The sequence below is a fragment of the Corynebacterium pilbarense genome (assembly GCF_026930265.1).
Lineage (GTDB): Bacteria > Actinomycetota > Actinomycetes > Mycobacteriales > Mycobacteriaceae > Corynebacterium > Corynebacterium pilbarense.
Genome location: NZ_JANRML010000005.1, coordinates 41,638 through 59,503, shown reverse-complemented (window position 1 = coordinate 59,503; position 17,866 = coordinate 41,638). Strand labels below are relative to the sequence as shown.

Here is a 17,866-nt window from a genome sequence, read left to right as displayed (position 1 = left end):
GCCACTCGCTACAGACTGTGCAACCGCCCGCCCCGCCGGTCTATTCCACTTGGGCTCGCGCGCCTTGTAGCCTAAAGAGCGTGAAACTTCCCTGGCAGAAATCCGAGCACAACGCCGACGCAGCGAGCGCGGCGGGCTCCACGAAGGTTGAAATGCCCGACGCGAAGCCTGAAGCAGAGCAGGCGGAGAAGAAGCTCCCCAAGGGCTACACCCCGCCGAAGGGCCGCCCGACGCCGAAGCGCATCGACCAAGAGATCAAGCGCGGCGTGGTGCGCGACCCCAACGCCGCCACCCCGGCGCAGATCCGTCAGCGCGAAAAAGAGCTGAAGAAGACCATGTCCAAGGAGGAGTGGAAGGCGCACAAGAAGAAGGTGCGGGAGGAAAACCGCGCCCGCAACCGCGAGATCCAAGCCCGCATCGACGCCGGCGACGAGCGCTACCTCACCGAACGCGACCGCGGCGAGGTCCGCGGGTTTGTGCGCGACTGGGTGGACTCCAAGCGCTTCTTCAACAACTACGTCATGCCGGCCGCCCTCGTGCTGCTGCTGATCATGCTGATTGGCACCTGGCTGCCGCGCGTGTCCGCCGTGCTGTCGCTGCTCAGCCTGCTGTTCATGCTGACTATCTTCATCGAGGGTGTCATCATCGGCATTCGGGCCAACCGCGCCGTACGCGAGAAGTTCCCGGAGGCAAACACAGGCTTCGGCCTGGGCATGTACGCCTTCTCCCGCGCCACCCAGCCGCGCAACTGGCGCACCCCGAAGCCGCGCGTGGCCGTGGGAGCAAAGGTCTAGGCCATGCAGTTTCCGCCGGTTGAAGCCCCAAAGCAGTCCCACGGCCACGGCGTCGCCGACGCGTTGGCGGGCTCTGCCGCAGGGCTGGCGCTGGGCAGGCTCGGCTCGCTGGCGTCCTGGACCGCCTCCGTGCAAGGCAAGGACATCCCCGCCCCGTTCGCCCGCCCGCGCGTTGTGGTGGTGGCGGGCAAGCACGGCGTCGCCGCGCGCGAGGTGTCCGCGTGGACGCAGGACGCGGGCGACGCCCAGGCGCAGCAGCTGCGCGCAGGCGGCGGCCCGGCCCACGCCGCGGCGCGTCTGGCGGGTGCGACGGTGCGGTTCATCGACGACTACCTCGACGCGCCCACCGGCACCATCGACGTGGAGGCCGCCACCTCCCCCGAGGTGTTCGACGCCGCGCTTGCCGCCGGCGCGGAGGTGGCCGACAACGAGATCGACTCGGGCGCGGACCTGATCATCCCCGGCGACATCGGGGTAGGCAACACCACCGTCGCGGCGGCCGTGTACGGCGTGTTCACCCGAACTGAGCCGGTCAAGGCAATCGGCCGCGGCTCCGGCATCAACGACAAGGTGTGGAAGGTCAAAGTCGCCGCGGTGCGCGACGCGATGTTCCGCGTGCGCGGCTTCCGTGAGGACACTGAGCGCGTCTGCGCCGAACTCACCGGTCCGGACTTCGCCTTCCTGGTGGGCCTGATCGCCCAATCGGCAGCGCGGCGCACCCCGGTGCTGCTCGGCGAGGCCTACCCCACCCTCGCCGCCTACGTGGCCGAGCGTCTCGCCCCCGGCACGAAGGACTGGCTCATCGCCGGCCAGTCCACCGCGGAACCGGCCCACACCGGCTGCCTGGAGGCCCTCGGCCTCACGCCGGTATTGGCGCTGGAAATGAAAACGGGCCAGGGCGCAGGGGCCCTGGCCGCGCTCGGACAGCTCAACCTCGCCGCGGAGTTGGCGGGTGAGGTGCTGGCCGAAGGGGCGTCGACAAGCAATTAGCCCTCAATGAGCACGGTGTTCCAGCCGTGGATGTCTTCCACCTCGCCGGTCTGGATGCCACGCAGGCGCTCGCGCATGGCCATGGTGATCTCTCCGGCCTCGTTGTTGTTCACCGTGAATTCGCCCTCGTTGGATTTCACGGTGCCGACCGGAGTGATCACGGCTGCGGTGCCGCACGCCAAGGTCTCGGTGATCGTGCCGTCTTCCACGCCGGAGCGCCACTGCTCGACGGTGATCCGGCGCTCCTCCGCCTCGTAACCTAAGTCCTTCGCCACCTGCAGCAGCGACTTGCGGGTGATGCCCGGCAGCAACGAACCAGTCAGCTCAGGGGTGATGATCTTCGCGTTCTCGCCCGAGCCCTCGACGAATATGAGGTTCATACCGCCCATCTCCTCGATGTACTTGCGCTCAATCGCATCCAGCCAGACCACCTGGTCGCAGCCCTTCTCCGCCGCCTGCTGCTGCGCGAGCAGGGACGCGGCGTAGTTGCCAGCGAACTTCGCGTCACCGGTGCCGCCGGGGGCTGCGCGAACGTAATCCTCGGAGATCCACACACTGACCGGCTTGACGCCGCCGGAGAAGTACGCGCCGGCCGGGGAGGCGATGATATAGAAGCTGTAGCTCGACGACGGCTTCACACCCAGCGTCTTTTCCGTGCCGATCATGAACGGACGCAGGTACAGCGACGCCTCGCCGCCGGCCTCTGGGACCCAGTCCTTATCAATGTCCACGATCTGGCGCACCGCCTCTAAGAAGATCTCCTCCGGCAGCTCCGGCATCGCCATGCGCTCGGCGGAGTTGTTCAGGCGCTTCGCGTTCTGCTCCGGGCGGAACGCGGTGATGCTGCCGTCAGTGTGGCGGTAGGCCTTCAGCCCCTCGAAGATGGCCTGGCCATAGTGGAAAACGTTGGAGGCCGGGTCCAGCGAGATCGGCTCATAAGCGCGCACCTGCGCGTTGTGCCAGCCCTCGTCCTCGGTCCACTCGATGGAGACCATGTGGTCCGTGAACTCCTGGCCAAAAGCCGGGTCTGCCAGGATCTTCGCGCGCTCCGCATCGGGGGTGGGATGCTCAGTGGGGGTGATTGTGAATTCGATCTCAGACATGGGGCCCAGGGTACTCCCTATTTCAGTACGCTCACAGGGTGTAATTGCCCGCACAACGAAAGGAATCCATGGCCTTCGACATCAGCCTCCCCGCCCGCGGCACGACGGTGCGCACAACCCTCGGCGAAAGCGCTCCGTCCGGCGCAGCGCTGCTCATCCCCGTCGCTCACGGCGAGGACGGCATCGAGGTTCCCGTCACCGCACTCGCCCCGAAGGGTCTGCTAGAGGCGCTAGTTGCGGTCGGCGCCAAGGGCACCGAGGGCGAGGTGACGCGCCTGCTTATCGACGACCACCTGGTCACCGCATTCGGCCTCGGCGACGCCTCCGAGATCGACGACGAAGCTGTCCGCCGCGGCGTGGGCGCGGCCGCTCGCGCCTTGAACGACGTGGAGCGCGCCGCCATCTCCGCCGAGTTCGGCGTCGCGCCTGTGGTGGAGGGCCTCCTGCTGGGCGGCTACACCTACACCGGCCTGAAGTCCCAGGCCGAGGTCAACGACGACGAGAACTCCGATGCCGAGACGCCACAGACCACCGAGGTCACCGTCGTCGGCGCCGACGACGCCGAGTACAACGCCGCGGTGATTGTCGCCGAGTCCGTGAACCTGGCGCGCGACCTGGTCAACACCCCTGCGAACTACCTCTACCCCGAGTCCTACGCCGGCATCATGGGCGAGGTCGCCTCGACAGCCGGCCTGGACATCGAGGTGCTGGACGACACCGCGCTGGATGAGCAGGGCTTCGGCGGCATCCTGTCCGTGGGCCGCGGTTCCTCGCGCCCGCCGCGCCTGGTGCACCTGACCTGGGCACCTGAGAGCGCATCGACGAAGGTCGGCCTGGTGGGCAAGGGCATCACCTTCGACACCGGCGGTATCTCGCTCAAGCCCGGCTCCGGCATGGAGGACATGATCTCGGATATGGGCGGCTCCGCAGCACAGCTCGCCGTCATCGCCGCGGCCGCGCGCCTGGAGCTGCCGGTGCGCATCGACGCCTGGCTGCCCCTGGCGGAGAACATGCCGTCCGGCACCGCCACTCGCCCGGGCGACGTGATCACCCACTACGGCGGCATCACCAGCGAGGTCATTAACACCGACGCCGAGGGACGCCTCGTGCTTGCCGACGCCATCGCCCGCGCCTGCGAGGACGACCCCGCCTACCTCATCGAAACGGCGACGCTCACCGGCGCGCAGTTGGTGGCGCTGGGCAATCGCACCGCAGGTGTGATGGGCTCCGACGAGCTGCGTGACCTCATCGCCGAGTCTGGCCGTAGTGTGGGCGAGCAGGCCTGGGCCATGCCGCTTTTGGAGGAGCAGGAGGACGAACTGAAGTCCCCCATCGCCGACATCCGCAACACCCACAACGCGCGTACCGGCGGCATGTTGTTCGCGGGCCTGTACCTGTCCCGCTTCGTGCCGGAAGACATCGAGTGGGCGCACATCGACATCGCCGGCCCCGCCTGGAACGGCGGCGCCCCCTACGGATACACCCCGAAGCGTGCCACTGGCGCGCCTGTGCGGACGATTGTGGAGACGTTGTCGCGCCTCGTCGATAAGCAATAGCCTTTGTAAAAGTCGGCAACCCCCGGCGCTCGCAAGATCTGACAACCGACCGACATTTCCGCAGGTCGCCACGGGCCGATTTCGGCAGCGCTTTGTGTCAACTTTTACGAGGTTGTCCGCAATGCGGAGCCCGCAAGCGGCGTCTTTTGTACGAATCGACAAAACGCCCCGGTTCCTCATTCCCCCACCTGGGGAAATGCCGGAGCGTTGTCGATTCGTACAAACTAGCCGTAAGGATTCTCGCCGCGCTCGAACCGGGCGCGGCGCTGCTTTTGTTCCTCGCGCTTGCGCAGGATGCGCTCCTGCTCGATTTTCCGGCGCATGCGGTCGGGGTAGCCGGTCTCCTCGACGTCGTAGAGCATGATGCCTAGCATGTCGGCCACCTGGTCGATACCCTTGGGCCCGCCGATGCGGCGGCGGGTGTAGTTGCCTTTTTCGTCCACGAGGACAACGGACATCTCGTTGACCATCGTTTCCGGCTCGACAAAGCCTTCGACGTACGCGCGGCCGGTGACCCAGTCGCGCAGGTACTGCGCATCGTCCGGACGGATCGTCTCCCCCGGCGCGCGGGGCGGTTTAAACGTCGTGGACTTCTTGCCTTTGCCGAACAGGTTGAACACGTCCCACATCATACGGTGCACCTCGGGCAGCAAAGGTCACCCCTTGGGCAACGTGCGGGGCCTGTTACAGGTACGCTTTGTGCCTGTATAGCTTCCAACGTTTCAATGAGGAGACTTAAGAAATGGCGCACTCAGTTGAGATGCCCGAGCTGGGCGAATCGGTCACCGAAGGCACGATCACCACGTGGCTGAAGGAAGTCGGCGACACGGTCGAGGTGGACGAGCCTCTGCTCGAGGTCTCCACCGACAAGGTCGACACCGAGATCCCGTCCCCGGTTGCAGGCGTGATCCTGGAGATCAAGGCTGACGAGGACGACACCGTTGAGATCGGCGACGTGATCGCCATCATCGGCGACGAGGGCGAGGAAGCAGACTCCTCCTCCGAAAAGAAGGAAGAGAAGGCCGAGGCTGAGGAGCCGGCCGAGGAGAAGGCTGAGGCGCCGAAGAAGGAAGAAAAGCCCGCCAAGAAGGCCTCCGGCGACGCCACCGACGTAGAGATGCCGGAGCTCGGCGAGTCCGTCACCGAGGGCACCATCACCACCTGGCTGAAGGAAGTCGGCGACGAGGTTGAGGTCGACGAGCCGCTGCTCGAGGTCTCCACCGACAAGGTCGACACCGAGATCCCGTCCCCGGTCGCAGGCACCCTGATCGAGATCCTCGCTGAGGAGGACGACACCGTCGAGGTCGGCGATGTCATCGCCCGCGTCGGCGACGCTGACGCCGCTGCCGCTTCCGACGACGCCGACGAAGCCGACGAGGCAGAGGCAGAGGAGCCGAAGGAAGAGAAGAAGGCCGAGGCGCCGAAGGAAGAGAAGAAGGCGGAGCCGAAGAAGAGCTCCGGTGCAGGCACCAAGGTTGAGATGCCGGAGCTCGGCGAGTCCGTCACCGAGGGCACCATCACCACCTGGCTGAAGGAAGTCGGCGACATGGTCGAGGTGGACGAGCCGCTGCTCGAGGTCTCCACCGACAAGGTCGACACCGAGATCCCGTCCCCGGTTGAGGGCACCATCCTGGAGATCCTCGCCGAGGAGGACGACACCGTCGAGGTCGGCGATGTCATCGTGGTCATCGGCGATGCAGACGCCGCCGTCGAGGAAGACGACGCCGACGAGGCTGAAGAGGCTGAGGAGCCGGCCGAGGAGAAGGCTGAAGAGAAGCCGGAGCCGAAGAAGGAAGAGCCGAAGGCCGAGAAGGCACAGAAGGCTGAGTCCAAGAACGCCTCCGCGAAGGTGAACAACGGCGACAACGTCCCGTACGTCACCCCGCTGGTGCGCAAGCTCGCCGACAAGCACGGCGTTGACCTGAACTCGGTTGAGGGCACCGGTGTCGGCGGCCGCATCCGCAAGCAGGACGTCCTGGCAGCTGCCGAAGGCGGCAAGTCCGAGGGCACCTCCGCTTCCTCGTCTGCGACGAAGGAGCAGACGGCGGCACCGAAGGGCCCGCGCGCCAACTGGTCCACCAAGTCCGTGGACCCGGCGAAGGCGGAGCTCATTGGCACCACCCAGCGCGTGAACCGCATCCGCGAGATCACCGCCGCGAAGATGGTGGAGTCCCTGCAGACCACCGCGCAGCTGACCCACGTGCAGGAAGTCGACGTGACCCGCGTTGCGGAGCTGCGCAAGAAGGTCAAGCCGGCATTCGTCGAGAAGCATGGCGCAAACATCACCTACCTCGCCTTCTTCATCAAGGCCACGGCCGAGGCGCTGGTCTCCCACCCGAACGTCAACGCTTCCTACGACGCTGACGCGAAGGAGATCACCTACCACTCCGACGTCAACATCGGCATCGCCGTGGACACCCCGATGGGCCTGCTGGTGCCGGTGATCAAGAAGGTGCAGGACATGAACCTGGCCGACATCGCGAAGGCGATCACCGACCTGGCCTCCCGCGCGCGCGACAAGAAGCTGCGTCCGGACGACCTGTCCGGCGCAACCTTCACCGTGACCAACATCGGTTCGGAGGGCGCGCTGCTGGACACCCCGGTGCTGACCCCGCCGCAGGCCGGCATCCTGGGCACCGCCGCGATTGAGAAGCGCCCGGTCATCGTGACCGAGGACGGCATCGACTCGATTGCGATCCGCCAGATGTGCTACCTGCCGTTCACCTACGATCACCAGCTGATCGACGGTGCGGACGCAGGCCGTTTCGTCACCACCATCAAGGACCGCATCGAGGAGGGCGATTTCGAGGCTGACCTCGACATCTAACGCCTGAATGCGCTGAACCCGGCACCGTTTTTCGGTGCCGGGTTTCGTCGTTTTTGGCATACAGTGGTGGCATGCCTGACACGTTCAAATCATTTCGTAACGCCACCGACCACTTCATGCGGGAGGCCCTCGGCGGCCTTGTCGCCGCGCACCCGTGCGCGCAGTGGCACGACGAGGGCTTCGTGGGGCTTTCGCTTGACGACGCCACCAAAGGCGAACAACGAGTAGCCGTCATCTCCGGCGGCGGGTCCGGCCACGAGCCGATGCACGCCGGCTTTATCGGCTCCGGCATGTTGGATGCGGCCTGCCCGGGTCTGTTGTTCACCTCCCCCAACGCAGTGCAGATCGGCGCGGCCACCGAGTGGGCGGACCGCGGCAACGGCGTGGTGCACGTGGTGAAGAACTACACCGGCGACGTGATGAACTTCACCGTGGCGGCCAACCACGCCGACGTTGAGGTGGCGCAGGTGCTGGTGGACGACGATGTTGCAACCGAGATCGACAACGATGATTCGCCGGGCCGCCGCGGCACCGGAGCAACCGTGATTGTGGAGAAGGTCGCCGGCGCGGCCGCCGCACGCGGCGACGACCTGCAGGCGGTGGCTGAGGTTGCCCAGCGCGCGGCGGACCAGTCCCGCAGCATGGCGGTGGCGCTGCAGCCAGGCCACTCCCCGACCTCGGACCGCGCCACGTTCGACTTGGCGGACGGCCAGATCGAGATCGGCGTGGGCATCCACGGCGAGCCGGGCGTGGAGCGCCGCGACATTGCCGGCGCGCAGCTGACCGCGGCGGCTCTCGTGGAGGAACTGCTGGACGGCATCCTCGGCTCGCTTGGCAACCCCAGCGGCGACGTGATGCTCTTCGTCAACGGCCTCGGCGGCACGAGCCAGCTGGAGCAGGACTTGATCTTCGGCGAGGCGCTCAAGCAGCTGACAGACCGCGGGCTGAAGGTGCGCCGCGGCATGCGCGGCACGCTGGTGACCTCGCTGAACATGGCGGGCATCTCGCTCACGCTCACCGTGCTCGACGACGAGCTCACCGAGCTCATCGACGCCTCCACCGCCGCTCCCGCCTGGCCCGGCACCGTCAACGACCCGGAGTATGCCGAGGCGATCCTGGTGGACAACGAGACCCAGCCCGACAGCGGCGAGGAAAACGCGTGGCTGAGCCGCTTTGTCGAGCGCCTGGGCGCCAGCTACGACGACCTGACTGCCCTGGACCGCGAGGCCGGCGACGGCGACTTCGGCCAGAATATGGAGGCGGCCTTTGGTGACGTCGTCACGCCTGTGCGCGGCGCGGACGCGGACGTGCTGAACTTTTTCGCACACCGCATGCTGGTGCGCGCCGGCGGCACCTCGGGTGCGGTGCTGGGCACCTTCTTCCGCCAAATGGCCGACGCGTTCGCAGGCGTGGATTCGCGCGACGCGGACGGCAGCGCATTTGCCGAAGCACTCGCGGAGGGGCTTGAGCGCGGCGTGGACGCCATCACGCAGCTCGGCGGCGCGAAGGAGGGCGACAACACGCTCGTCGACGCGCTCGCCCCCGCCGCACGCGCCGCGAAGGACGCCACCGGCAGCGTCGACGAGGTGCTCGCGCACGTCTTCGCCCCGGCGGTCGAAGGTGCGAAGGCGACCCGCGGCATGCAGGCGAAGAAGGGCCGCGCGTCGTATCTCGGCGAGAGCGCGAAACACGTGCCCGATCCGGGTGCGATCGCGGTGACGTGGCTGTTCGGTGAAGCGGGTGTGGACGAGTTCTAAATCGGGCTTTCGGCAACTGAGAAACAGCTAAGCTGTCGCGTGGTTGTACGACCCGATTTTTCAAGGAGCCCTCTTTTGGATTACATCTCCCGTCATATCGGCCCAGACCAGGCAGAACAGCAGAAAATGCTGGATGCGCTGGGCTACGATTCCATCGATGCGCTGATCACCGCGGCGGTGCCCTCCGGCATCCTGGCGGACAAGCCGCTCGATCTGCCGGAGGCGCTGACGGAATACGAGGCCCAGGACCGCTTGCGCGAACTCGCAGACAAGAACACCGTGCTGCGCGCGTTTTACGGTCAGGGATTCTCCTCCACCCTGACCCCGCCCGTGATCCGCCGCGGTGTGGTGGAGGATGCCGGCTGGTACACGGCGTATACGCCGTACCAGGCCGAGATTTCGCAGGGCCGCCTCGAGGCGCTGCTGAACTTCCAGACCATGGTGCAGGATCTCACCGGTCTGGACATCGCGAACGCATCGCTTCTCGACGAAGCATCCGCCGCCGCCGAGGCAGTCGGGCTGATGTCCCGCGTGGTGAAGAAGGGCCGCCGGGTGCTTCTGGATTCGCGTCTGCACCCGCAGGTGATCAAGGTCGCCTCCGAGCGCGCCCGCGCGATCGACCTGGAGGTCGAGGTGGCCGACCTGGCTGAGGGCGTGGTCGGCGAGGACCTCGTCGGCGCGGTGTTCGCCTACCCGGGCACCGAGGGCGACATCGTGGACCCGCGCCCGGTGATCGAGGCGATCCACGAGCGCGGCGGCCTGGTCGCCGTCGACGCCGACATCCTGGCCCTGACGCTGCTGGAGTCCCCCGGCGAGTTCGGCGCGGACATCGCAATCGGCACCACCCAGCGCTTCGGTGTGCCGCTGTTCTACGGCGGCCCGCACGCGGCCTACATGGCGGTGCGCGAGAAGCTGCAGCGCCAGATGCCGGGCCGCCTGGTGGGCGTGTCCAAGGACACCGAGGGCTACCCGGCCTACCGCCTGGCGCTGCAGACGCGCGAGCAGCACATCCGCCGCGAGCGCGCCACCTCCAACATCTGCACCGCCCAGGCGCTGCTTGCCGTGACCGCGTCCATGTACGCCGTCTACCACGGCCCGCAAGGCTTGACCGAGATCGCGCGCGCCGTCCACCAGCGCGCCGCGGACTTCGCGGCGTCGCTCGAGGCTGCCGGCGTGGCAGTCAAGCACGCCGAGTTCTTCGACACGGTGGCGGTTGAGGTTGCGGGGGCACCGGAGGTCGTCGCAAAGCTGGCTGATGCTGGGTACCTGGTCCGCGCAATCGATGAGACCACCGTCGGCGTCTCCTTCGGCGAGGACACCACCGACGCCGACGTCGAGGCGCTGCTGGCAGGCTTCGGCGCTTCCGTCGCCGAGGGCGCCGCTCGCATCCCAGCGTCGCTCGAGCGCACCACCGAGTTCCTCACCCACGAGACGTTCAACCGCATCCACTCCGAGACGCAGATGATGCGCTACATCCGCACGCTCGGCGACAAGGACCTCGCGCTGGACCGCACGATGATCCCGCTGGGCTCGTGCACCATGAAGCTCAACCCCACCGCCGGCCTGGAGGCGATCACCTGGCCGGGGTTCGCCAACGTGCACCCCTACACCCCCGACCAGTACACCGCGGGATGGCGCGAGCTTATCGACGAAATCCGCGCCTGGCTGGTGGAAATCACCGGCTACGCCGAGGTGTCGGTGCAGCCGAACTCCGGCGCGACCGGCGAGCTGGCCGGCCTTTTGGCCATCCGCGCGTACCACGTGGCCAACGGCGACGCCGAACGCGACATCTGCCTCATCCCGGCCTCCGCGCACGGCACGAACGCGGCGTCGGCGACGCTGGCGAACCTGCGCGTCGTGGTGGTGAAAACCGCGGACGACGGCTCCATCGACCTGGCGGACCTGGATGCGAAGCTGGAAAAGCACGCCGACTCCGTGGCCGCGATCATGCTCACCTACCCCTCCACGCACGGCGTGTACGAGGAGGACGTGCGCGTGGTCTGCGACAAGGTGCACGCGGCCGGCGGGCAGGTCTACATCGACGGCGCGAACATGAACGCGTTGACCGGCATCGCCCGCCCGGGCGACTTCGGCGGCGACGTCAGCCACCTGAATCTGCACAAGACGTTCACCATCCCGCACGGCGGCGGCGGCCCGGGCGTGGGCCCGATCGGCGTGGGCGAGCACCTGATCCCGTTCCTGCCTGGCGACCCGACCGCCGAAGACGGCGAGGGCGGCGTGCCTGTGACCTCCACCTTGTACGGCTCCGCTGGTGTGCTGCCGATCTCCTGGTCCTACATCGCCATGTCCGGTGCCGCGGGCCTGCGCAGCGCCACCGAGCACGCCGTGTTGGGCGCGAACTACATCGCGCGCGAGCTGAACGATTCCTACCCGGTGCTCTACACCGGCAACGACGGCCTGGTCGGCCACGAGTGCATCCTGGACCTGCGCGAGCTCACCGACGCCTCCGGGGTCACCGCGGCCGATGTGGCCAAGCGCCTGATCGACTACGGCTTCCACGCCCCCACCCTCGCCTTCCCCGTCGCGGGCACGCTGATGGTGGAGCCGACCGAGTCCGAGGACTTAGCCGAGCTGGACCGCTTCATCGAGGCGATGCGCGCCATCCGCGCGGAGATCCAGGAGATCATCGACGGCGAAGTGGAGTACGAAAACTCCGTCGTGCACAACGCGCCCTACACCGCCGAGAGCGTGATCCGCTCCGAGTGGCCGTACGAGTTCACCCGCGAAAAAGCCGCATACCCGGTGGATTCGCTGGTGCACGCGAAGTACTTCCCGCCGGTGCGGCGTATCGACGAAGCCTTCGGCGACCGCAACTTCCAATGCTCCTGCCCGCCGCCGGAAGCCTTCGACACCGATACCGAAACCGAATCCTAAGGAGGAACACACATGCCACAGACCCCGCTGCACGCAACGCACGAAAAGCTCGGTGCGAGCTTCACCGATTTCGGCGGCTGGGAGATGCCGCTGAAGTACGGCTCGGAGCTGGAGGAGCACCGCGCGGTACGCACCGACGTGGGCATTTTCGACCTGTCCCACATGGGCGAGATCACCGTCCAGGGCCCCGACGCCGCCGCGTTTTTGGATTACGCGCTGATTTCCAACTTCACCGCACTCAAGGACGGCAAGGCGAAGTACTCCATGATCGTCGCCGAGGACGGCGGCATCATCGACGACCTGATCACCTACCGCTTCAGCGAGAACCACTTCATGGTCGTGCCCAACGCCGCGAACACCAACGCGGTGTGGGCGGCGTTTGAGGCGCGACAGGGCGACTTCGAGGTGCAGCTCAGCAACAATTCCGAGGCGTTCGCGCTGGTTGCCGTCCAGGGTCCGCGTGCGCTTGAGGTGTTGGAGCCTTTGCTTAGCGACGACGCCTCCGCCCTTTCCTACTACTCCGGCGCGTGGATGACCCTCGACGGCGTTGAAACCTTCGTCGCCCGCACCGGCTACACCGGCGAGGACGGCTTCGAGCTGTTCTGCACCCGCGAGGACGCGCAGAAGGTGTGGGACGCCGTCATCGATCACGGCACCCCGTGCGGCCTGGCGGCGCGCGACTCGCTGCGCCTGGAAGCCTCGATGCCGCTGTACGGCCACGAGCTGACCTCCGAGATCACCCCGGTGGAGGCCGGCATGGGCCGCGCGTTTGCCAAAAAGGAGGCGGACTTCGTGGGTAAGGAGGCGCTGACCGGCCGCGAGCCGAGCGTGGTTATCGCGGGCCTTACCTCCGAGCAGCGCCGCGCCGCCCGCGAGGGCGCCGAGGTCTTCCTGAAAGACTCCGACGACAAGATCGGCGTGGTCACCTCCGGCCAGCCGTCGCCGACGCTGGGCCACCCGGTTGCGCTCGCACACCTGGACCCGGCGCATGCTGAAGAGGGCACGGACGTGGACGTCGACATCCGCGGACGCCGTTACCCGTTTACTATTGCACCGACCCCGTTTTACTCCCGAAAGGACGCATAACCATGGAGCTGAAGCAGGACTTCTACTACTCCGAGGACCACGAGTGGATCAACGCCACCCCGGACGAGGCAGCAGGTAAGACTGTGCGCGTGGGCATCACCCACGTCGCCGCTGACCGCCTCGGCGAGGTTGTCTTCGCGGAGCTTCCGCAGGTGGGCGACACCGTCACCGCCGGCGAGACCTGCGGCGAGATCGAGTCCACCAAGTCCGTCTCCGACCTGTACTCCCCGGTCACCGGCACGGTCACCGCGGTCAACGAGGACATCGACGGCGCCTACGAGGCCATCAACAACGACCCGTACGGCGAGGGCTGGCTCTTCGAGGTGGAGGTCGAGGAAGTCGGCCCGCTGATGACCGCCGACGAGTACGCCTCCTCCAACGGCGTGTAGTTCCGGCCGGGGACTAGGGTTGAGGGGCATGACTGCCCCGCGCGATCCGTTCTTCCCCGCCGACAAATCCATCCGAGCCTCAGCCGCGCCCATTGATGTGCGCGAGCTGGGGCTCGTGGACTATCAGGAGGCCTGGGACCTCCAAGCAGACATTGCTTCTCGACGGGCCAAAGGCGAACTGCCCGACACCGTGTTGGTACTCCAGCACCCCTCCACCTTCACCGCCGGCAAGCGCACGCAGCCGGAGGACATGCCCGACCCCGCCTACCCGGTGCCCGTGGTGCCGGTGGACCGCGGCGGGCGCATCACCTGGCACGGCGAGGGCCAGCTGGTGATCTACCCCATCATCAAACTCGCCGAGCCGGTGGACGTGGTCGACTACGTGCGCCGCTTAGAGGAGGCGCTCATCCAGGTCGTGCGCGACGCAGGCGTGACCACGGCGGGCCGGGTCGACGGCCGCTCCGGGGTCTGGGTGCCGGAGGAGACGAAGGCGGTGGACCCGGAGGCGTCGACACGCGAGCGCAAAATCGCTGCCCTGGGCATCCGCATCACCCGCGGCGTGACCATGCACGGCCTCGCCTTGAACTGCAACAACACCCTCGAGCACTACGAGCACATCGTCGCCTGCGGCATCGACGACGCCGACGTGACCACCCTGTCACTCGAGCTCGGGCGCGACACCACCCCGGCCGATATGGCCGCCCCGATGGTGCGCGAATTAGAGCGCGCACTATCCGGCGAACTGGTCGTGGCGGACCACACATTCGCCACCCGACCGGACCCCTCGAAGGGTTTGACACGGAAGGTACGGTAATTAGCGTGACTGTAGCACCAGAAGGCCGCAAGCTCTTGCGCGTTGAGGCGCGCAATTCCGAAACACCGATTGAGAAGAAGCCGCGGTGGATCCGCAACTCCGTCAAGACCGGTCCCGAATACGAGGACATGAAACAAAAGGTCAAGGGCGCGGGCCTGCACACCGTGTGCCAAGAGGCGGGCTGCCCCAACATCCACGAGTGCTGGGAGTCGCGTGAGGCGACCTTCCTCATCGGCGGATCCCGCTGCTCGCGCCGCTGCGACTTCTGCGACATCGCCTCCGGCCGCCCGGATCCCTTGGACCGCGACGAGCCGCGCCGCGTGGCAGAAGAGGTGCAGAACCTCGAGCTGAACTACTCCACCATCACCGGCGTGACCCGCGACGACCTCGACGACGAGGGTGCCTGGCTCTACGCCGAGGTCGTGCGCAAGATCCACGAGCTCAACCCGCACACCGGCGTGGAGAACCTCACCCCGGACTTCTCCGGCAAGCCGGACCTGCTCCAGGAGGTCTTCGAGGCCCGCCCCGAGGTCTTCGCTCACAACGTGGAGACCGTCCCGCGCATCTTCCGCCGCATCCGCCCGGCGTTCCGCTACGAGCGCTCCCTTGACGTCATCCGCCAGGCCCGCGACTTCGGTCTGATCACCAAGTCCAACCTGATCCTGGGTATGGGCGAGACCCGCGAGGAAGTCCTCGAGGCGCTGCACGACCTGGTGGACGCAGGCTGCGACATCATCACGATTACCCAGTACCTGCGCCCCGGCCCGACCTACCACCCGATCGACCGCTGGGTGAAGCCGGAAGAGTTCATCGAGTACCGCGACGCCGCCTACGAAATGGGCTTCGGCGCCGTCATGTCCGGCCCGCTGGTGCGCTCCTCCTACCGCGCCGGCAAGCTCTACGTCGAGGCGATGGCGCACCGTGGCCTCGAGCTGCCGGAGAACCTGAAGCACTTGGCGGAGACGTCGCAAGGCGATACTGCGCAAGAGGCCTCCACCCTGCTGAAGAAGTACGGCGCATCCGCCGACCACCCAGTGGAGACCCGCTAGGGTCTTTGGCCCGCGTCTTAGCTGTGGCATACAGTTATGTCCATGGCTAAGACGCAGGACAAGGAAGCGGCGAAAGCCGCCAAGAAAGAACAGCGCGCCGCGAAGCGCGCCAAGGGCAAAGCAACCCGCTCGCAGCTCAAGCAGGCGTTTGACATCCAGCGCAAGCGCGACAAGGCGCTCATCCCCATCATGCTCGCCTGCGTGCTGGGCGGCGGGCTGCTGTTCTTCCTCCTCGGCCTGTGGTGGGGCGCGAAGTGGTTCTGGCTGATCATGGGCCTGATCCTGGGGGCCGTGCTGGCGATGTTCATCTTCTCCCGCCGCCTGGAAAAGTCCATGTACGACGAGGTCGGCGACACCCCCGGCGCCGCAGGCTGGACGCTGGAGAACATGCGCAACACGATGGGCATCGTGTGGCAGACCAAAACCGGCGTGCAGGCCAACACCCACATGGACACCGTGCACCGCGTGGTGGGCAACCCGGGCGTTGTGCTCGTCGGCGAAGGCAACCCGAACCGCCTGAAGTCCCTGATGAGCAAGGAGCACAAGCGCGTCGAGCGCCTCCTGGCGGGCGTGCCCGTCTACGAGGTTTACGCCGGTGAGGGCGAAGGCCAGGTGCGCAACCGCGACCTGCAGAAGCACCTGCTCAAGCTGCCGAAGAACTACCAGAAGAACGAGGTGTACAGCCTCGCCGCCAAGCTCGACGCGATGGATTCGCGCGGCCGCGGCGCCCAGGCCGCCGGCCTGCCGGGCGGCCCGCTGCCGAAGCAGGCACAGAACATGGCGGGCATGAACCGCAAGATGCGCCGCATGCAGGAGCGCAAGGGCGGCAAGTGATCGAGCACAACCCCGGCATGGACGCCGAAGCGAACACCTGCCTTCGCTTCGGCGTCTTGTTGTTGTCTGCCGGCGCGTCCGGCTACCGCGTGATCCGCGCGGTGAAGCGCTGCGCCCGCTCGGTGGGCTTCGACGACGCCGACGTCATCGTCGGCTTCAACACCATCAGCTGCACGTTCCACCGCGGCCAGCAGTTCCGCACCGCCGTGTCCGACGTGCCGCTGCCGGGTGTCAACGCCTCGCGCATCGAGGCGCTGGAGACCGCGGCGCACTCGCTTCTGCAGAGCTACCGCACGCCCGAGGTCATCGATGCAGTGCTCGACGAGATCGAGCGCATCCCGTCTCCACGCTGGGGCCTTTGCCTATCGACGTTCGCCGCCGGACTCGCCTGCGCCGGATTCGCAGTACTGAACCAGTTCGGGCTCGCCACCGCCGCGCTGGTGTGCCTGGCGGCGATGCTGGGCCAGCTGGTGCGGGCGTTTTTACACAAGGCGCACTTCAACCTCATCGGCATCACGATGGCGGCGTCGTTAGTGGCGTCGTCAGCGTTCTTGCTGCTCGACCAGCTCCTGCAGTTAAGTAGTGTGGTCTCCCCCGGTTTCATCGCCGCGGTGCTGTTTCTCATCCCCGGCTTCCCGCTGTTCACCTCGTTTGTGGACCTCGCCCGCTTCGACTTCACCGCCGGGATCCCGAGGCTGTTTTTCGCCCTCGAGATCATCGTGGTGATCATGCTGACCGTCTCCGTGGTGGCGATGCTCTCCGGCACCCCGGAGCTGCCGTCGACGGCGGTGCCGCGGTCGGCGGAGTTCATGGTCGCCGGGGCGCTGGCCAGCTTCGTCAGTGTGGGCTGCTTTGCGTTGCTGTTCAACTCGTCGAGACGCATGGCGGTCATCGCCGCCACCCTCGGGATGGCGGCCAACGTCGCACGGCTCGCCCTGCTTGCGGACGGGGTGCGCTCCTACCTCGCCGCCTTCGTCGCCGCCCTTATCATCGGCGTCGCCGGCGGGCTTTTGGGCCGGGTGGCGAAGGTGCCCCGCACCACCGTGACCATCCCGGCGGCGGTGGTGATGATCCCCGGCCCCGTCATTTACGCCGCGGTGCACAACTTCGCCGACGGCGACATCCTTAACGCGCTGTCGAAATTCACCGAGGTGTCGTTCGTGGTGCTGTTCATCGCCGGCGGGCTCGCGGTGGCGCGCATGCTCACCGACCCGAACTGGGCGATGTACCGCTACATCGACTTCGACCACGAACTCGTCGGCGAGGAACGCCCCATCAACAACTAGGTGCGGATCACCGTCGTGGTGGTGGCTCGGTCGTGCATGCCGCGCCCATCGGCGTCCACAAGCGCCGCTGGCAGCACAAAGCCGGTGAGGATTGTGCGCACCGCCGCTCGCCACAGCCCCACCGGGGCCTCCTTGTCCACGCGCGCAACCCCCATGCCCAGCGCCGCCATGCCCGGCGTGCGGGAGAACAACCAGCCGCACACGATGCCCAAAACGATCCACAGCAGGTACGTCGCGGTGTAGCGGTCCCCCAACGCGGACGTGTTCGCCGTGATCAGCGACGCAGCCACCGCGCACAACGCCCAGTCAATGAACACCCCGCCCATGCGGCGCAGCACCGACGCCTGCGAGCCCGTCCCCTCCTTCGGCATCCCGAGATACTGCCCCGGGTACTCAGGCAAGGTGTCCTCGCCGGAGAATTGGTTCGGGATTTCGGGGCCGTCGTGCCAGTTTTGTCGTCGAGAAGCAGCCATGCCTTCCGAGCGT

15 protein-coding genes are annotated in these 17,866 nt (G+C 66.9%); 12 read left to right on the top strand and 3 right to left on the bottom strand.

The window, feature by feature from the left end; genetic code table 11:
• The first annotated feature begins 80 nt into the window (after positions 1–80).
• Both NUW87_RS05540 and NUW87_RS05535 read left to right on the top strand, forming a co-directional pair.
• Entirely contained in the window at positions 81–794 is a 714-nt protein-coding gene (locus tag NUW87_RS05540; RefSeq protein WP_269027628.1) for a DUF3043 domain-containing protein, read from the top strand.
• A 3-nt stretch (positions 795–797) separates the two neighbouring features.
• Complete coding sequence (locus NUW87_RS05535; RefSeq protein ID WP_269027627.1) at positions 798–1,784, top strand: nicotinate-nucleotide--dimethylbenzimidazole phosphoribosyltransferase; 987 nt, start codon at positions 798–800, stop codon at positions 1,782–1,784.
• Here NUW87_RS05535 and NUW87_RS05530 read toward each other — a convergent pair.
• Positions 1,781–2,887 carry a branched-chain amino acid aminotransferase gene (locus tag NUW87_RS05530; protein ID WP_269027626.1) on the bottom strand — a complete coding sequence of 369 codons (1,107 nt, stop codon included), beginning with the start codon at positions 2,885–2,887 and terminating at the stop codon, positions 1,781–1,783. The genes NUW87_RS05535 and NUW87_RS05530 overlap by 4 nt on opposite strands.
• A 68-nt stretch (positions 2,888–2,955) precedes the next feature.
• Here NUW87_RS05530 and NUW87_RS05525 point away from each other — a divergent pair, with 68 nt between their 5' ends.
• Positions 2,956–4,443, top strand: a complete 1,488-nt coding sequence (locus tag NUW87_RS05525; protein ID WP_269027625.1) for a leucyl aminopeptidase — start codon at positions 2,956–2,958, stop codon at positions 4,441–4,443.
• A 224-nt stretch (positions 4,444–4,667) separates the two neighbouring features.
• On the opposite strand, the gene NUW87_RS05520 is transcribed toward NUW87_RS05525, so the two are convergent.
• Complete coding sequence (locus NUW87_RS05520) at positions 4,668–5,063, bottom strand: oxidoreductase (RefSeq protein WP_269027680.1); 396 nt, start codon at positions 5,061–5,063, stop codon at positions 4,668–4,670.
• A gap of 122 nt (positions 5,064–5,185) precedes the next feature.
• Here NUW87_RS05520 and sucB point away from each other — a divergent pair, with 122 nt between their 5' ends.
• The 9 genes from sucB to NUW87_RS05475 all read left to right on the top strand — a co-directional run bounded on the left by sucB (position 5,186) and on the right by NUW87_RS05475 (position 17,380).
• Entirely contained in the window at positions 5,186–7,270 is a 2,085-nt protein-coding gene (gene sucB / locus NUW87_RS05515) for a 2-oxoglutarate dehydrogenase, E2 component, dihydrolipoamide succinyltransferase (RefSeq protein ID WP_269027624.1), read from the top strand.
• 71 nt (positions 7,271–7,341) lie between these two features.
• Positions 7,342–9,027, top strand: coding sequence for a dihydroxyacetone kinase family protein (locus NUW87_RS05510; protein WP_269027623.1), 1,686 nt, complete (start codon positions 7,342–7,344; stop codon positions 9,025–9,027).
• A gap of 75 nt (positions 9,028–9,102) precedes the next feature.
• Complete coding sequence (gene gcvP, locus NUW87_RS05505; RefSeq protein WP_269027622.1) at positions 9,103–11,922, top strand: aminomethyl-transferring glycine dehydrogenase; 2,820 nt, start codon at positions 9,103–9,105, stop codon at positions 11,920–11,922.
• Positions 11,923–11,934: 12 nt separating this feature from the next.
• Positions 11,935–13,008 (top strand): glycine cleavage system aminomethyltransferase GcvT, encoded by a 1,074-nt coding sequence (gcvT, locus tag NUW87_RS05500; RefSeq protein ID WP_269027621.1) that lies wholly within the window; start codon positions 11,935–11,937, stop codon positions 13,006–13,008.
• A 2-nt stretch (positions 13,009–13,010) separates the two neighbouring features.
• Positions 13,011–13,397 carry a glycine cleavage system protein GcvH gene (gcvH, locus tag NUW87_RS05495; protein ID WP_034998480.1) on the top strand — a complete coding sequence of 129 codons (387 nt, stop codon included), beginning with the start codon at positions 13,011–13,013 and terminating at the stop codon, positions 13,395–13,397.
• A gap of 28 nt (positions 13,398–13,425) precedes the next feature.
• Entirely contained in the window at positions 13,426–14,211 is a 786-nt protein-coding gene (lipB, locus tag NUW87_RS05490; RefSeq protein WP_269027620.1) for a lipoyl(octanoyl) transferase LipB, read from the top strand.
• Between the two features lie 5 nt (positions 14,212–14,216).
• A complete protein-coding gene (gene lipA / locus NUW87_RS05485; RefSeq protein WP_239219236.1) occupies positions 14,217–15,260 on the top strand; it encodes a lipoyl synthase in 1,044 nt (347 codons plus the stop codon).
• Between the two features lie 42 nt (positions 15,261–15,302).
• The gene (locus NUW87_RS05480) at positions 15,303–16,094 is read left to right on the top strand and encodes a DUF4191 domain-containing protein (RefSeq protein WP_194559591.1); all 792 of its coding nucleotides are present in this window, start codon (positions 15,303–15,305) and stop codon (positions 16,092–16,094) included.
• Positions 16,091–17,380, top strand: coding sequence for a threonine/serine exporter family protein (locus tag NUW87_RS05475; RefSeq protein ID WP_269027619.1), 1,290 nt, complete (start codon positions 16,091–16,093; stop codon positions 17,378–17,380). The genes NUW87_RS05480 and NUW87_RS05475 overlap by 4 nt, the downstream gene beginning before the upstream one ends.
• Here NUW87_RS05475 and NUW87_RS05470 read toward each other — a convergent pair.
• Entirely contained in the window at positions 17,377–17,853 is a 477-nt protein-coding gene (locus tag NUW87_RS05470) for an RDD family protein (RefSeq protein WP_239219242.1), read from the bottom strand. The two genes, NUW87_RS05475 and NUW87_RS05470, sit on opposite strands and share 4 nt — an antisense overlap.
• Between the last annotated feature and the right edge of the window lie 13 nt (positions 17,854–17,866).

Excerpts from the sequence above, each read along its gene's own strand:
- NUW87_RS05535 (WP_269027627.1), top strand. The coding sequence starts at position 798 with ATGCAGTTTCCGCCGGTTGAAGCCCCAAAGCAGTCCCACGGCCACGGC.
- NUW87_RS05530 (WP_269027626.1), bottom strand. The coding sequence starts at position 2,887 with ATGTCTGAGATCGAATTCACAATCACCCCCACTGAGCATCCCACCCCC.
- NUW87_RS05525 (WP_269027625.1), top strand. The coding sequence starts at position 2,956 with ATGGCCTTCGACATCAGCCTCCCCGCCCGCGGCACGACGGTGCGCACA.
- sucB (WP_269027624.1), top strand. The coding sequence starts at position 5,186 with ATGGCGCACTCAGTTGAGATGCCCGAGCTGGGCGAATCGGTCACCGAA.
- NUW87_RS05510 (WP_269027623.1), top strand. The coding sequence starts at position 7,342 with ATGCCTGACACGTTCAAATCATTTCGTAACGCCACCGACCACTTCATG.
- gcvT (WP_269027621.1), top strand. The coding sequence starts at position 11,935 with ATGCCACAGACCCCGCTGCACGCAACGCACGAAAAGCTCGGTGCGAGC.
- gcvH (WP_034998480.1), top strand. The coding sequence starts at position 13,011 with ATGGAGCTGAAGCAGGACTTCTACTACTCCGAGGACCACGAGTGGATC.
- lipB (WP_269027620.1), top strand. The coding sequence starts at position 13,426 with ATGACTGCCCCGCGCGATCCGTTCTTCCCCGCCGACAAATCCATCCGA.
- NUW87_RS05480 (WP_194559591.1), top strand. The coding sequence starts at position 15,303 with ATGGCTAAGACGCAGGACAAGGAAGCGGCGAAAGCCGCCAAGAAAGAA.
- NUW87_RS05470 (WP_239219242.1), bottom strand. The coding sequence starts at position 17,853 with ATGGCTGCTTCTCGACGACAAAACTGGCACGACGGCCCCGAAATCCCG.